The organism is uncultured Lutibacter sp., assembly GCF_947495725.1.
Taxonomy (GTDB): Bacteria; Bacteroidota; Bacteroidia; order Flavobacteriales; family Flavobacteriaceae; genus Lutibacter.
In genome coordinates this window covers 188289-202943 of the sequence record NZ_CANLZZ010000007.1, presented here as the reverse complement: position 1 = coordinate 202943, position 14655 = coordinate 188289, and the positions used below count along the sequence as shown (strand labels likewise).

Sequence of the window (14655 nt, the reverse complement as noted above, 5' to 3'; positions counted from 1 at the left end):
AAATTACAATGTGTATATACAATTAGAAAATGCTTTAAATATCAATGTCTAGTTTTTTCTGAACAAAAAAATAGAGAATAAAACATTTGTATTCAATTTTTAACGATTCGTAATTTAAAAAACTACTATTATGTATTATGTTCGCTGTATATTTGAAAAGTATCAATTTAATTGAAAAATATATATATATGACATATTCTAAAATAATTTCATTTCTTGTTTTTATAGTGCTTATTTCTGAATTAAATGCTCAGCAATCGATAGATGTTTTAGTTTTTTCTAAAACAGCTGGTTTTAGACATAAATCTATTGAAACAGGTCAACAACAATTTAAAAATTGGGGAGCTAAGGAAAACTGGAATGTAAAAATTTCAGAAGAAACATCAGACATTTCGAATAGTATATTAAAAGACATTGAAGTTCTAGTGTTTTTAAATACTACTTTAGATGTTTTGGATGAAAACTCCAGAAAATCTTTAAAGAAATATATAAATAATGGAGGAGGATTTGTAGGGATTCATTCCGCAACGGATACCGAGTATAATTGGCCTTGGTATCATCAAATGATTGGGGCTCAGTTTGAGAGTCATCCTAAAACTCAAGAAGCTAAAATCGACGTACATCATTCTTGTAATCATCCAAGTATTAACCATTTTGAAGATACATTCACAGTTAAAGATGAATGGTATAATTTTAAGGATGAAGTGCTTTCTCGTGTAAACGTACTTTTAACTTTAGACGAAAGTACTTATGAAGGAAAAAGAATGAATAAAAATCATCCAATTGCCTGGTACCAATATTACGAAGGAGGAAGAGTTTTTTATACTGGAATGGGGCACACTAATGAAATATTTCATAATCCTATGTACGAAAAGCATGTAATAGAAGGTGTTAATTGGGCAGCAAGTAGAACAAATGTTAAAATGAAAACAGATTGGGAAAATTTGTTGGATTCAAAATTATCGAAGTTTGATAAATTTATTGGAGTTCCTCATAAAACAGTTGATTTAGAATGGGAAGGAAAAAGTACAGATGGAAGAACAGGAAAACCATTAGGAATTAATAACGATCCAAAAAATGTGTTTTCAACAATTGAAGAAAATGGAGAAACCTTGTTGTATATAACAGGTGAAGTTTATGGAGGTTTAACTACAAAACAGGAATATGGTAATTACCATTTTAAAGCTCAATTTAAATGGGGAGAAAAAAAATGGGAGCCTCGTTTAAAAAATAAAAGAGATAATGGGATTTTATACCATTGTAAAGGTCCACATGGAGCCTTTTGGAACGTTTGGATGAGCAGTTTAGAATGTCAAATTCAAGAAGGTGATTGTGGAGATTTTATTGCATTAAATGATGTTTATGGTGATGTTCCAGCAAGTAAATCATTTCGAGAAAATGGTAAGGCATATTTTGTATACAATCCAAAAGGAGAATTAACACCATTAAAATGGGGAAAAGGTTTTGAGGACGGACAAGCTTCAAAAAACAAGCTGTACGAAAAACCAAATGGAGAATGGAATACAATTGAAATTATTTGTGTTGGAAGAACGAGTATGCATATTGTAAACGGACATGTTGTAAATGTGGTAAAAAATGCTAGATATGATTTAGATGGAAAAACCATTCCTATTGAAAGTGGTAAAATTCAAATTCAATCCGAAGCAGCCGAAACTTATTACAAAAATATTCAAATTAAACCAGTAAGTAAATTTCCAAGAAAATATAAAAAACAAGCAAAATTATAAAACATGAAATATCTAGTAATTTTAGCATCACTGCTAATTGTGTCTTGTTCAACGGCACAAAAGAAAGAAGTTGAATTAAAAGAAGGAACTTTTCCTTACGAATTTCCAAATGAAAAACCGAATATTAAAATAAGTTCGGCAATGGAACGTAATTACGATGCGTACATGGCGCCTCGTCCACAAGACAACGAATTGTATTCTCAATTTAAATATACCGAATTAAAAGGGTTAGATTACAGTAATCATGACGGTACAATTTCACGTCGTGATCCTTCAAAAGTAATTTTTGCAAATGGTAAATATTATGTATGGTATACACATAGAGAAACTCCAACACCGCCTCAAGGGGCAAAAAAATGTACGGATGTTATTCCTTCAAGCGATTGGGATTTATGTGATATTTTTTATGCAACAAGCGAAGATGGTTTTACTTGGGAAGAACAAGGAGTTGCAGTACCAAGACCAGAAAAACCAAATGTAGGTTGGAGATCTGTTGCTACTACTGATATTTTAGAGTGGAAAGGGAAGTATTATTTATACTACCAAGGCTTTATGGAAGCAAGTGGAAAACGAGGAGATGATTGTCCGGTTGCAGTTTCATATGCAGATTCACCAGACGGACCTTGGACACCTTATAATAAAATTGTAATTCCTAATGGAGCAGAAGGCGAGTGGGATCAATACTCTATTCACGATCCATACCCAATGGTTTATAAAGGAAAAATATATTTGTATTATAAGTCAGACTCTAATGGGCAGCCAAATTTAATTAGAATGCAAGGATTGGCAACTGCCGATAATCCTTTAGGACCATTTACAAAACATCCTCAAAATCCTATTATAAATTCAGGACACGAAACAACATTGTTTCCTTTTAAAGGAGGTATTGCTGCGTTGGTTATTAGAGATGGAAATGAGCATAATACCGTGCAATATTCTGAAGATGGTGTAAACTTTAACATTGCTTCAATTACAGCAGATATGCCAAATGCAGGTGGGCCTTTTATTCCTGATGCTTTTACTGATACAAAAGACGGGAGAGGAATTACTTGGGGAATTTCACATTTTACAGCTGTAAACGGTTGGTCAACTAATCATGCAGTTTTAACACGTTTTGATTGTGATTTAAGTTTAGATGTAAATGATCCGGATATGAAAAAAACACATGTATACCATAAACCAGAATATTATTATAAAATGGGGTTGAATGGTAAACAAAGAAAGAGAATTGCAGAAGAAAATAAAGCTTTAAATAACCAATAAAATGTATAAAAAGTTAATAATTCTTTTAGTTGTTTCATTAATAACTTCAGTTTTAAGAGCCGATCCACCAGATCCGCCTGTTGGAAAAAGATGGGTGCTAAATGCAAAATTTTCTGATGAGTTTAACGGAAATAAATTAGATGCTACAAAATGGTATGATTATCACCCAAATTGGAGTGGTAGAGAGCCTGGTATATTTTTGCCATCACAAGTTAAAGTAGGAAATGGATATATGTCTATTACCGGTAAAAAATTGGAAAAAGACTCTATTCAAATTAGAAAAGATGGAACTAAGAAAATTTTTAACATTGCAGGTGGAGCCGTGGTTTCAAAAACAACTGACGCCTATTTTGGATATTATGAATGTAAGTTCAAAGCAGCCAAGACTACAATGTCTACAACTTTTTGGATGTCTACCAGAGGAAGTACAGATGGACCAACAGATTGTGAAAATGATAAATACGGATTGGAATTAGATTTTCAAGAATGTATTGGTAGAGAAGGCGATTTTGATGGTAAATATTTTGCTCGTGGAATGAATTCTAATTCGCATTATTGGTATACAGATTGTGAAGGAAAACGACACGATTATCGTGCACCACAATCTAAAATAGAAACTAAAACAATGCCTTCCGAAGATTTTTATACTTATGGAGGTTGGTGGCACAACGAAAGTAAAGTGAGTTATTATTTAGATGATAGAAAGGTTAAAACGGTTGATTTTTATGATGAAGTTACTAAAAAGCCTTTTGATAAATCAATGGGATTAAATATGGTTTCTGAAACCTATCCTTTTCCTTGGATTAAACTACCAAATGATGAAGAATTAGCTGATCCAACAAAAAACACGTGTTATTACGATTGGGTACGAGTGTATAATTTGGTTGATATTGACGAGAAAGTTAAAAATAATGCAACAGAGAATTTATTCATTTTTAATGATAGAGTATATTTCAACAATAAGTTATCTAAAATTTCTTCAGAAAATAATATAGATGTAAGCTACTCATATATGTCTAATTTAGACAGAGAAGTTTTAATTAAAGTATTTGATGAAAATAAAAAGCTCGTTATCCAAACAAAACATACTGTATTTGCTGGTTTTGGAAATAGAGATTTGCAATTAAAGTTGAATAATAAATTAAAGAATAATAAAACGTATGTTGCAAAAATTTTTGTTAAGCAACCAAATGCAAAAAAGAATATTGTAACAGATGAATTTAAGTTTGTTTACAAAAAGTAGATAGCAACAAGATATATTTAGAAGTATGATTAAAATGAAATATAAGTTTTTTGCATTTTTAGTTGTTTGCTTTGCAAGTAGCTTTAATTTAAAAGCACAGGAAGTAGATTTTTCTTTTCAAGATTCATCTCTTTCAATTGATAAGCGAGTGGATATTTTAGTGTCTCAAATGACATTAGTAGAAAAAGTTGGACAATTAGTAAATTCTGCGCCTGCAATTGAACGTTTAAAAGTTCCAGATTATGATTGGTGGAATGAAGCCCTTCACGGAATTGCTCGTAACGGAAAAGCAACAATTTTTCCTCAAGGTATTGGTTTAGGGGCAACTTTCGACCCCGTTTTGGCAAAAAAAGTAGCATCTGCAATATCTGATGAAGCACGAGCAAAGTATAAGGTTTCACAAAGTATGGGAAATCATAGTAGATATGCTGGACTTACATTTTGGACACCAAACGTAAATATTTTTAGAGATCCACGTTGGGGAAGAGGTCAAGAAACTTATGGTGAAGACCCTTTTTTAATGTCTAAAATTGGAGTAGCTTTTGTTAATGGTTTACAAGGTGATGATCCAAATTATTTAAAAACAGCAGCTTGTGCAAAACATTTTGCCGTTCATTCAGGCCCAGAAAATGTTCGTCATACTTTTAATGCAGAACCGAATAAACAAGACTTATATGAAACGTATTTTCCTGCTTTTGAAGCTTTGGTAAAAGAAGGTAAAGTTGAAGGTGTTATGGCAGCTTATAATGCAGTATACGGAAAACCAGCAGCAGCAAGTCCTTATTTATTAAAAGAAGTTTTAAGAGATACTTGGGGATTTGATGGTTATATAACATCAGATTGTGGTGCTGTTGGAGGAATTGCTTATAAAATGAAGTATGTGAAAACTGGTGTTGAAGCTGCAGCTGTAGCTATAAATGCTGGAACTAATTTAAATTGTGGAAGTACATTTAAACATGTAAAAGAAGCAATGGAAAAAGGACTTGTAACAGAAGAGTTGATTACTGAAAGAACCAAGCAGTTATTTAAAACTCGTTTTAGATTAGGAATGTTCGATAAAGATGATAACAATCCTTATTTAAATATTGGAAAAGAAGAAATTCATTGTGATGAGCACGTACAATTAGCGTTAGAAACTGCTGAAAAATCAATTGTTTTATTAAAAAATAAAAACAACGTATTGCCATTACCAAAAGATATTAAAGTTCCTTATGTAACTGGGCCTTTTGCTAATTCTGGAGATATGTTAATGGGTAGCTACTATGGTGTAAGTTCTAATTTAGTTACAATTTTAGAAGGAATTACAGATATTGTTTCACTTGGAACTTCATTAAATTATAGAAGTGGAGCATTACCTTTTCATAAAAATATAAACCCTAAAAATTATGCACCAGTTGTTGCTTCAATGTCTGATGTAACAATTTGTGTGGTAGGTTTAACAGCTGATAGAGAAGGTGAAGAAGTTGATGCAATTGCCTCACAAGATATTGGTGATAAAGCAGATTTAAAACTACCTGAAAACCAAATTAATTATGTTAAGGAAATAGCTGAGCGTAAAAAAGGACCTCTTGTATTAGTTGTTGCTAGTGGAAGTCCAATTTCATTGGAAGGAATTGAAGAAGATTGCGATGCAATTTTACAAATTTGGTATCCAGGTGAACAAGGTGGAAATGCAGTAGCGAGAATTTTATTTGGAGATGTTTCGCCTTCAGGGCATTTGCCAATTACATTTCCTAAAAGCATAGCTCAACTACCAGCTTATGATGATTATTCTATGCAAGGTAGAACTTATAAGTATATGAAAGAAGAGCCAATGTTTCCATTTGGTTTTGGTTTAACATATTCAAAAACTGAAATTAAAAACCTTACTTTAAATAAAGATAAACTTAAAAGTAAAGACGATTTAAGTGTTTCTGTTGAAGTGAGCAATACTGGTAATTTCGATATTGATGAGGTTGTTCAATTGTATATTAGCCCAGTTGAAAATAATGATAATTTACCAAATACTTCATTAAAAGGGTTTCAACGTATTACTTTAAAACAAGGAGAAACTAAGAAAATTGATTTCACTATTCTAGGTGAGCAGTTAAAAGTTGTGAACGCTAATGGGGAAACTGTTTGGCGAAAAGGCGAATATAAAGTTATAGTTGGTAATTCTTCACCTTCAGCATTGAGTGAGAAATTAGGAGCAGCTAAACCACAATCAGGAATTATTAGATTGAGATAGGTTTAAATATTAAGGAGGTTATTTTAAAAGTATAATTTTCGTCAACCTGAACTTGATTCAGGTTCTCATAATAACTAGTAATCAGTTTGATGAGATTCTGAAATAAATTCAGAATGACGGCTCAACCATATTTTTAAAATAACCTTTTTTATGATTTAATTAAAACTAAACTTGTATTATTCCAAGATTAAATTGTTTTTCAATTGGAGCGTGGTTTGCAGCTTCAATACCCATACTAATCCATTTTCGGGTATCTAAAGGATTTATTACAGCATCTGTCCATAAACGTGCAGCTGCGTAGTATGGCGAGGTTTGAGCATCATATTTTTTTTGAATAGATGCTAAAATCTCTTGTTCTTTTTCTTTAGTAATCTCTTCACCTTTCTTTTTTAATGTTGCTTTTTCAATTTGAAGCAAAACTTTCGCTGCTTGTGCACCACCCATAACAGCTAACCTTGCTGAAGGCCAGGCAACAATTAATCTAGGGTCGTAAGCTTTACCACACATTGCATAGTTTCCTGCACCATAAGAATTTCCTGTTATAATAGTAAACTTAGGAACTACAGAATTACTCACAGCATTTACCATTTTGGCGCCATCTTTTATAATTCCACCGTGTTCACTTTTGCTACCTACCATAAAGCCTGTAACATCTTGTAAAAAAACTAATGGAATTTTTTTCTGATTACAATTAGCTATAAAACGTGTTGCTTTGTCAGCAGAATCAGAATAAATAACACCTCCAAATTGCATTTCTTTTTTTCCGTTTTTTACTACTTTACGTTGGTTTGCAACAATTCCAACGGCCCATCCATCAATACGAGCATATGCACAAATAATGGTTTTACCATAGTCTTTTTTATATTCTTCAAATTCAGAATTATCAACAATACGTTCAATAATTTCTTTGGTTTCGTATTGGTCAGTTCTAGTTTTTGGAAGAATGCCAAATAATTCTTCAGGATTTTTTATTGGTTCACTTGATTCTTCCCTATTAAAACCGGCTTTATCAAAATCACCAATTTTATCTACAATATTTTTAATTTTATCTAGGGCATCTTTATCGTCAGAAGCTTTATAGTCGGTAACACCACTAATTTCGCAATGTGTAGTGGCACCACCTAAAGTTTCATTATCTATACTTTCACCAATAGCAGCTTTCACCAAATAACTTCCTGCTAAAAAAATACTAGCTGTTTTATCTACAATCATTGCTTCGTCACTCATTATAGGTAAGTATGCTCCACCGGCAACACAGCTTCCCATAACTGCAGAAATTTGGGTAATTCCCATACTACTCATAATAGCGTTATTTCTAAAAATACGCCCAAAATGTTCTTTATCTGGGAAAATTTCATCTTGCATTGGTAAATATACACCTGCGCTATCTACCAAGTAAATAATGGGTATTTTATTTTCAATTGAAATTTCTTGAGCTCTTAAATTTTTTTTAGCAGTAATAGGGAACCAAGCTCCAGCTTTAACAGTTGCATCATTTGCTACAACAATACATTGTTTGTTTTTTATGTACCCAATTTTAACAATAACACCACCAGAAGGACATCCGCCATGCTCTTTATACATGTTTTCACCTACAAAAGCCCCAATTTCAATTGAATTACAATTTTCATCAAGAAGATAGTCAATACGTTCTCTAGCAGTTAGTTTTCCTTTTGCTTTATGTTTTTCAATTTTTGCATCACCACCTCCTTTGTATACTGTTAAAAGTTTCTTTTTTAGCTCAGCTAATTGAAGTTTATTGTAGTCTTCATTTTTATTGAAGTTAATGTCCATATTTTTATTCTAATTTGTATTGCTAAAGTACAAAATGAATGTTAAATAATGTTAAATAATATACCTGAACAATAATTACCCGGGTATATAAAATTATTTCTACTATATTTGCTATAAGTTAAAACTAAAAAAATGAAATCAGAGATTCACAAAAACAAGAAACTAAATAAAAACAATATGAATAAAACAAACAAAATTATTTATTGGGCGTCAACTAGTTTATTAAGCGCATTATTATTAATGTCCGCAGGAATGTACGTGTTTAATAATGAAATGGTTCAAGGACTTTTTACAAGTTTTGGATATCCTACTTACATAATATATCCATTAGCTGTTTTAAAAATTGCAGCTGTAATTGTATTGCTAAGTCAAAAACAATCTAATATTAAAGAATGGGCTTATTCAGCATTATTTTTCGAATTTATTTTAGCGTTTTTCGCTCATGTTATGATTAACGATGGTGAGCAAATGGCGTCTATTATTGCAATGGTATTGTTGCTAGTTTCTTATTTCTTTGGAAAAAAAATATTTACATCAAAAATAGTATAATTATGAAAAAAATTGTCACAATAGGAGCAAGTACAAGTAAAAAATCTATCAACAAAATACTAGCTGAGTATACGGGAGATTTAGTAAGCAATGTTGAAGTATTAAAAATTGATTTAAACAATTATGAGATGCCAATTTTTTCAGTTGATGTTGAAACTGAAAATGGTGTTCCAGATAAAGCCATTGAATTGAATGAAGTTTTTAATGTGGCAGATGGTTTTATTATTTCTTTCGCCGAACACAATGGTGCATACTCAGCTGCTTTTAAAAATGTATTTGATTGGTTAACACGGATTGAAGGTAAGATTTGGAGAGATAAGCCAATGTTATTATTAGCAACTTCACCTGGAGCCAGAGGTGGTCAAACAGTTTTGGATATTGCTTTAGGAAGGTTCCCTTATATGGGGGCAAATATTATTGGGAGTTTATCTATACCATCATTTTTTGAAAATTTTAAAGAAGGAGAGTTAGTAAATAAAGAATTGCGTGCAACTCTAAATGTGTTAGTAAATGACTTTCAAAAAGTAATTTAGTTATGGCAGAGTTTTCAAAAGAAATAAATTCAAAATTTGCCAATGAGAGGGTAAAGGCTATGCTAAATATAAAATTTACAGCAAATTATTTAGATAACATTGGAAGTAAGTATTTGAAGCCATTTAAAATATCGGAACAACAATATAACATCCTTCGAATTTTGCGTGGAGCAAAGGGAAAAATTACGGTTAAAACCGTTAAGGATAGAATGGTGCAAAAATCACCAAATTCAACACGGTTAATGGATAAGTTATGCGATAAAGGCTTAATTGAACGTGAACGATGCGAAAATGATAGAAGAGTTGTTTATGTAAAAATAAGTGAAAAGGGCTTGAGATTACTAGATGAAATAAATTTAGATGACTTTGATAGTTATTTAAACAATTTATCGGAGAAGGAAGCTAAGCAATTGAATGAATTATTAGATAAATTTAGAGAAAAATGAAAAAAAAGATATTTAAAGCAAAAGATCGAGGAACAGCAGACCATGGATGGTTAAAAGCAAATTTTTCATTTAGTTTTGCACATTATTATAATCCGGATAATATTAATTTTGGTGTGCTACGTGTGTTAAATGATGACTATATTCAAGGTGGAATGGGTTTTGGAACCCACCCGCATGATAATATGGAAATTATAACCATTCCATTAAAAGGTGCTTTAAAACATAGAGATTCTATGAGTAATAAATGGATTCCGGTGCATACAGGAGAAGTTCAGGTTATGTCGGCAGGTACAGGAATTCAACATTCAGAAATGAATAATCATCCCAATGAAGAACTAAATTTATTTCAAATTTGGATAATACCAAATAAGCAAAATGTAGCTCCAAGATACGATCAAAAAAAGTTTGAAAGTAAGAACCGATTAAACAAGTTACAAACCTTAGTTTCTTGCATAAATAGTCCTATTGAAGGATCTTTAGCTATTCACCAAGAAGCAATTATATCTCGGATAGATTTAGAAGAAAATACTAATTTTAAATACAGTTTAAATAAAGAAACAAATGGAGTTTATTTAATGGTTATTGAAGGGGTTGTTTCAATAAATGAAAACAAATTGCAAAAAAGAGATGCTATTGCAATTGAGCAAATAACAAACTTTGAAGTAAAGTCAGAAAAAAATAGCGAACTGTTATTTATTGAGGTGCCAATGAATCTTTAATTTGAATTTAGCCTAAACTATTTTTATTTTCAGTATCGATGATTTGAGATGTTGGAAGTGTAAATGAAAAAACACTTCCTTTACCATAAGTACTTTCAACAAATATTTCTCCTCCTTGTTTTTCTATAAATTCTCTACAAAGTAATAAGCCTAATCCGGTACCTTTTTCATTTTCTGTACCTATACTAGATTCGGTTTTATCAATCCTAAATAAGTGTTTTAATTTGTCTGGATGTATACCCATACCGGTATCCGAAATAGATATTTTTTGAAAACTCTTTTTATTAATAATTGTTAGATTTGAAGAAATTTTAACAACCCCATTTCTTTTAGTGAATTTTAGGGCATTCGACACTAAATTTCTAATAATAAGAGCGGTTAAATCAGGATCGGCAATAATAGTTGCATTTTTTTGAATGGTATTTAAAATTGTAATATCCTTTAATTTAGACATTGCATTAAGTTGCCTAAATAATTCTTCAAAAGATTTGCCAATATTTAATGTTTCATTTTGAATTACTATTTTTCCAGATTGAGACATTGACCATTTTAATAAATTTTCAAGTAGATTATTTAATTGCACGGAAGAATTTTGTGTAGCTTTTAATAGTTTTTTTATTTTTTTATCCTCCATGGAATTATAATTATCAACCAATAAGTCTAAAACAACTTTTTGAGCTCCTAAGGGGTTTTTTAAATCATGTGCAATAATTGAAAAAAACTGATCTTTCATATTGTTCAGTTTTTTTAAGTTTTTTTTAGATTGAATTAATAATTTTTCTTGCTGTTTTTTTTCAGTAATGTCATACGCATTTAAAATAACCGTATTTTCTGATTTTGGGGTTATTCTAGCCGCAAACCAATGTTGCTTATTTTTAATTTGAAGCGGATACTCTATATTTACTAAACGTTGTTCTGTTGCGCACTTTTCAATTGCATTTTTAAATTGAAGAGCTTGTTGATTACTAAACACTTCGAATATGTTTTTTCCTATAATTTCTTCTTCAGGAAGATATAGTAAATCTTTGTTTGAATAATTAATGTTTAAATATTCACCTTCAAAGTTAAATTCTACAATTATACTGTCTATAGATTGTAAAATAGCTTTCATTTCTTTTTCATTATTGCTAATTTTTATTAAAGCCTTTGTTATTAATAAAATTAAAAAGCTAATTATAAATACGCTAACAATTAAAATTATAAAAAGTGTTTTATCTTGATCTAAATAATTCCCCCAACCAGTAATGGGTATGGCGGCTAATTCCCAATTTCCAATAGGAAGATTTATAGGGATAATTACTGGGTTATTGTTAAATATGGTTGGTTCACCCCAAAAAACTTCACCATTTTTTCCAGTGCCATTAGTACCTCTTAGTACAAATGAATAGCCATTTTCAGTAATTTTTAATTTCGCTTCATCTATTAAACGGTTTTTCTTAATTACAATATCGGTTACTCCCCAAAAATCATTTTGATCTACTCCTTTCTTAATAAAAATAGGGGTATAACTAATAAAAGCAGAGCCACCTTCTATCAATTCAACAGGACCAGCCACAAATGTAAGTTTGGTTTCAATAGTATTTTGAACTATTTCTTTTCTTTCAGGGTGAGATAATAAATCTAGGCCAATTGCAGATTCATGTCCTTCTACTGGATAAATAGCATTTATAACACAATTCTTAGAAAGGGCCATTGTACCAATAACCGAATCTTTTCTTATGTATTCTTTTGCCAATTCATGAAATTCTGAATTTGTAATATTCGGATTCAAACTCACATAAGTAGCAACACCTCTGGTATAATAAATTCGAGAGTATAAGGCTTTCTCTAAATTGGATTTTTTACTTGTTAATAAATCCAATAAATTGGCTCTTTCATCCTTTTCCCATTGACCCTTTGTGTGGTTAGTGTAACTTAATACCGATAAAATTAAAATAATAAAGGTAAAAAGTGCAAAAATGAATGGGAGTATCCTTTTTTTAGAAAATATTGGGTGCTTTTTCATTTGATTTGCAAATCTAATGATTTACTATAATAAATTAGAATAAATGTTCCAATTTTACAACGATGAATACTTTATTCAAGCAAACTTGATGAAATAAAAACAATTATTTTTACGATATTTGCTAATTGCTATGGATATTATCTAAAAATAATATAAACAAAAATATATAAAATGAATAAAAATACGGTTTTGGCTTGGGCTACGGCAATAATGATAATTGTAGGATTAGCACTTATTGCACTTGGCGCATTTAGATATGATGATGTTGCAGGTTGGGGATTTGCATCGGTTGGAATAGGCTTCTTTGCAATTGCTTGGGTTTTCAATGCATTAAAAGGTAGAGTGTAAATTAATAAGTTAATCCTTTAAGATTATTTAAAATAAATAAAAAAATAGTTTAGAATGTCAGACGATAAAAAAGTGATTTTTTCGATGTCCGGAGTAAGTAAAACTTATCAAGGAGCGAATAAACAAGTATTAAAAGATATTTATTTAAGTTTCTTCTATGGGGCTAAAATTGGTATTTTAGGTTTAAACGGTTCAGGTAAATCAACCTTGCTTAAAATAATTGGAGGTTTAGAAAAAAATTACCAAGGAGATGTTGTATTTGCACCAGGTTATTCTGTAGGTTATTTGTCACAAGAGCCTAAATTAGATGAGGATAAAACAGTTTTAGATATTGTAAAAGAAGGTGTGGCAGAAACGGTTGCAATTTTAGATGAATACAATAAAATAAACGACATGTTTGGTTTAGAAGAAGTGTATTCTGATGCAGATAAAATGGAGAAGTTAATGGCGCAACAAGCCATTTTACAAGATAAAATTGATGCTGCAAATGCTTGGGAATTAGACACTAAATTGGAAATTGCTATGGATGCGTTACGTACTCCAGATGGTGATACCCCAATAAAACATTTGTCTGGTGGTGAACGTAGAAGAGTTGCTTTATGTAGATTGTTGTTACAAGAGCCAGATGTACTATTGTTAGATGAGCCAACGAACCATTTAGATGCTGAATCTGTACATTGGTTAGAGCATCATTTACAACAATATAAAGGAACTGTAATTGCAGTAACGCACGATAGATATTTCTTGGATAATGTTGCGGGTTGGATTTTAGAACTGGATAGAGGTGAAGGCATTCCTTGGAAAGGAAATTATTCATCATGGTTAGATCAAAAATCAAAGCGTTTAGCACAAGAATCTAAACAAGCTTCTAAACGTCAAAAAACATTAGAACGAGAGTTAGAATGGGTGCGTCAAGGTGCAAAAGGGCGTCAAACAAAGCAAAAAGCGCGTTTGAAGAATTATGATAAATTAATGAGCCAAGATCAGCAGCAATTAGATGAAAAATTAGAAATTTATATTCCAAATGGACCTCGTTTGGGAACCAATGTTATTGAAGCAAAAGGAGTTTCAAAAGCTTTTGGAGATAAATTATTATACGAAGATTTAAATTTTAATTTACCCCAAGCAGGAATTGTTGGTATTATTGGTCCAAACGGAGCCGGTAAAACAACTATTTTTAAAATGATAATGAATGAATTAGCTCCTGATAAAGGCGAATTTATTGTAGGTGATACTGCAAAAATCGCGTATGTAGATCAGAGTCATTCTAATATAGACCCAGAAAAAACAATTTGGCAAAACTTTTCTGAAGAACAAGAATTGATTTTAATGGGAGGAAAGCAAGTAAATTCTCGCGCTTATTTAAGCCGTTTTAATTTTTCTGGAAGTGAACAAAATAAAAAAGTAGCTACGTTATCTGGTGGTGAACGTAACCGTTTACATTTAGCAATGACATTACGTGAAGAAGGAAATGTATTATTGTTAGATGAACCTACTAACGATTTGGATGTAAATACATTACGTGCCTTAGAAGAAGGTTTAGAAAACTTTGCTGGTTGTGCAGTAGTAATTAGTCACGACCGTTGGTTTTTAGATAGAATTTGTACACATATTTTAGCATTTGAAGGAGATAGTCAAGTATATTTCTTTGAAGGTTCTTTCTCGGAGTATGAAGAAAATAAGAAAAAACGATTGGGTGGTGATTTAATGCCGAAACGTATTAAGTATAAAAAATTAATTAGATAAATACTTAAAAATCCCAGAAGTTATTCTGGGATTT

The 14655-nt window shown here is 31.1% G+C and carries 12 protein-coding genes; 10 read left to right on the top strand and 2 right to left on the bottom strand.

The window, feature by feature from the left end:
- The first annotated feature begins 188 nt into the window (after window positions 1–188).
- Genes Q0776_RS15935 through Q0776_RS15920 form a run of 4 tightly spaced genes read left to right on the top strand, consistent with a single transcriptional unit; the run spans window position 189 to window position 6481 of the window.
- A complete protein-coding gene (locus Q0776_RS15935; protein ID WP_298370425.1) occupies window positions 189–1748 on the top strand; it encodes a ThuA domain-containing protein in 1560 nt (519 codons plus the stop codon).
- Window positions 1749–1751: 3 nt separating this feature from the next.
- Window positions 1752–3011 carry a family 43 glycosylhydrolase gene (locus Q0776_RS15930; RefSeq protein WP_298370422.1) on the top strand — a complete coding sequence of 420 codons (1260 nt, stop codon included), beginning with the start codon at window positions 1752–1754 and terminating at the stop codon, window positions 3009–3011.
- A 1-nt stretch (window position 3012) separates the two neighbouring features.
- Complete coding sequence (locus tag Q0776_RS15925; RefSeq protein WP_298370420.1) at window positions 3013–4254, top strand: beta-porphyranase D; 1242 nt, start codon at window positions 3013–3015, stop codon at window positions 4252–4254.
- Between the two features lie 34 nt (window positions 4255–4288).
- Window positions 4289–6481, top strand: coding sequence for a glycoside hydrolase family 3 C-terminal domain-containing protein (locus tag Q0776_RS15920; protein ID WP_298370418.1), 2193 nt, complete (start codon window positions 4289–4291; stop codon window positions 6479–6481).
- 165 nt (window positions 6482–6646) lie between these two features.
- On the opposite strand, the gene Q0776_RS15915 is transcribed toward Q0776_RS15920, so the two are convergent.
- Window positions 6647–8275, bottom strand: coding sequence for a carboxyl transferase domain-containing protein (locus Q0776_RS15915; RefSeq protein ID WP_298370416.1), 1629 nt, complete (start codon window positions 8273–8275; stop codon window positions 6647–6649).
- A gap of 132 nt (window positions 8276–8407) precedes the next feature.
- On the opposite strand from Q0776_RS15915, the gene Q0776_RS15910 reads away from it, so the two are divergent.
- The 4 genes from Q0776_RS15910 to Q0776_RS15895 are packed head-to-tail and all read left to right on the top strand — an operon-like array spanning window position 8408 to window position 10522.
- Window positions 8408–8824, top strand: coding sequence for a DoxX family protein (locus tag Q0776_RS15910; protein WP_298370413.1), 417 nt, complete (start codon window positions 8408–8410; stop codon window positions 8822–8824).
- 2 nt (window positions 8825–8826) lie between these two features.
- Complete coding sequence (locus Q0776_RS15905) at window positions 8827–9357, top strand: NAD(P)H-dependent oxidoreductase (protein WP_298370410.1); 531 nt, start codon at window positions 8827–8829, stop codon at window positions 9355–9357.
- A 2-nt stretch (window positions 9358–9359) separates the two neighbouring features.
- Entirely contained in the window at window positions 9360–9803 is a 444-nt protein-coding gene (locus Q0776_RS15900) for a MarR family transcriptional regulator (RefSeq protein ID WP_298370407.1), read from the top strand.
- Window positions 9800–10522, top strand: a complete 723-nt coding sequence (locus tag Q0776_RS15895; protein ID WP_298370404.1) for a pirin family protein — start codon at window positions 9800–9802, stop codon at window positions 10520–10522. Before Q0776_RS15900 ends, Q0776_RS15895 begins: the two co-directional genes overlap by 4 nt.
- Before the next feature lie 7 nt (window positions 10523–10529).
- Here Q0776_RS15895 and Q0776_RS15890 read toward each other — a convergent pair whose 3' ends face one another.
- Entirely contained in the window at window positions 10530–12527 is a 1998-nt protein-coding gene (locus tag Q0776_RS15890) for an ATP-binding protein (RefSeq protein ID WP_298370402.1), read from the bottom strand.
- A gap of 171 nt (window positions 12528–12698) precedes the next feature.
- On the opposite strand from Q0776_RS15890, the gene Q0776_RS15885 reads away from it, so the two are divergent.
- Window positions 12699–12875, top strand: coding sequence for a CAL67264 family membrane protein (locus Q0776_RS15885; RefSeq protein ID WP_090123957.1), 177 nt, complete (start codon window positions 12699–12701; stop codon window positions 12873–12875).
- Between the two features lie 54 nt (window positions 12876–12929).
- Entirely contained in the window at window positions 12930–14621 is a 1692-nt protein-coding gene (ettA, locus tag Q0776_RS15880; RefSeq protein ID WP_298370394.1) for an energy-dependent translational throttle protein EttA, read from the top strand.
- The last annotated feature ends 34 nt before the right edge of the window (window positions 14622–14655 follow it).

What these genes read in the sequence shown, in the direction of transcription:
- Q0776_RS15935 (WP_298370425.1), top strand. Translation starts at nt 189, where the DNA reads ATGACATATTCTAAAATAATTTCATTTCTTGTTTTTATAGTGCTTATT.
- Q0776_RS15930 (WP_298370422.1), top strand. Translation starts at nt 1,752, where the DNA reads ATGAAATATCTAGTAATTTTAGCATCACTGCTAATTGTGTCTTGTTCA.
- Q0776_RS15920 (WP_298370418.1), top strand. Translation starts at nt 4,289, where the DNA reads ATGAAATATAAGTTTTTTGCATTTTTAGTTGTTTGCTTTGCAAGTAGC.
- Q0776_RS15890 (WP_298370402.1), bottom strand. Translation starts at nt 12,527, where the DNA reads ATGAAAAAGCACCCAATATTTTCTAAAAAAAGGATACTCCCATTCATT.
- Q0776_RS15915 (WP_298370416.1), bottom strand. Translation starts at nt 8,275, where the DNA reads ATGGACATTAACTTCAATAAAAATGAAGACTACAATAAACTTCAATTA.
- ettA (WP_298370394.1), top strand. Translation starts at nt 12,930, where the DNA reads ATGTCAGACGATAAAAAAGTGATTTTTTCGATGTCCGGAGTAAGTAAA.
- Q0776_RS15900 (WP_298370407.1), top strand. Translation starts at nt 9,360, where the DNA reads ATGGCAGAGTTTTCAAAAGAAATAAATTCAAAATTTGCCAATGAGAGG.
- Q0776_RS15885 (WP_090123957.1), top strand. Translation starts at nt 12,699, where the DNA reads ATGAATAAAAATACGGTTTTGGCTTGGGCTACGGCAATAATGATAATT.
- Q0776_RS15895 (WP_298370404.1), top strand. Translation starts at nt 9,800, where the DNA reads ATGAAAAAAAAGATATTTAAAGCAAAAGATCGAGGAACAGCAGACCAT.
- Q0776_RS15905 (WP_298370410.1), top strand. Translation starts at nt 8,827, where the DNA reads ATGAAAAAAATTGTCACAATAGGAGCAAGTACAAGTAAAAAATCTATC.
- Q0776_RS15925 (WP_298370420.1), top strand. Translation starts at nt 3,013, where the DNA reads ATGTATAAAAAGTTAATAATTCTTTTAGTTGTTTCATTAATAACTTCA.
- Q0776_RS15910 (WP_298370413.1), top strand. Translation starts at nt 8,408, where the DNA reads ATGAAATCAGAGATTCACAAAAACAAGAAACTAAATAAAAACAATATG.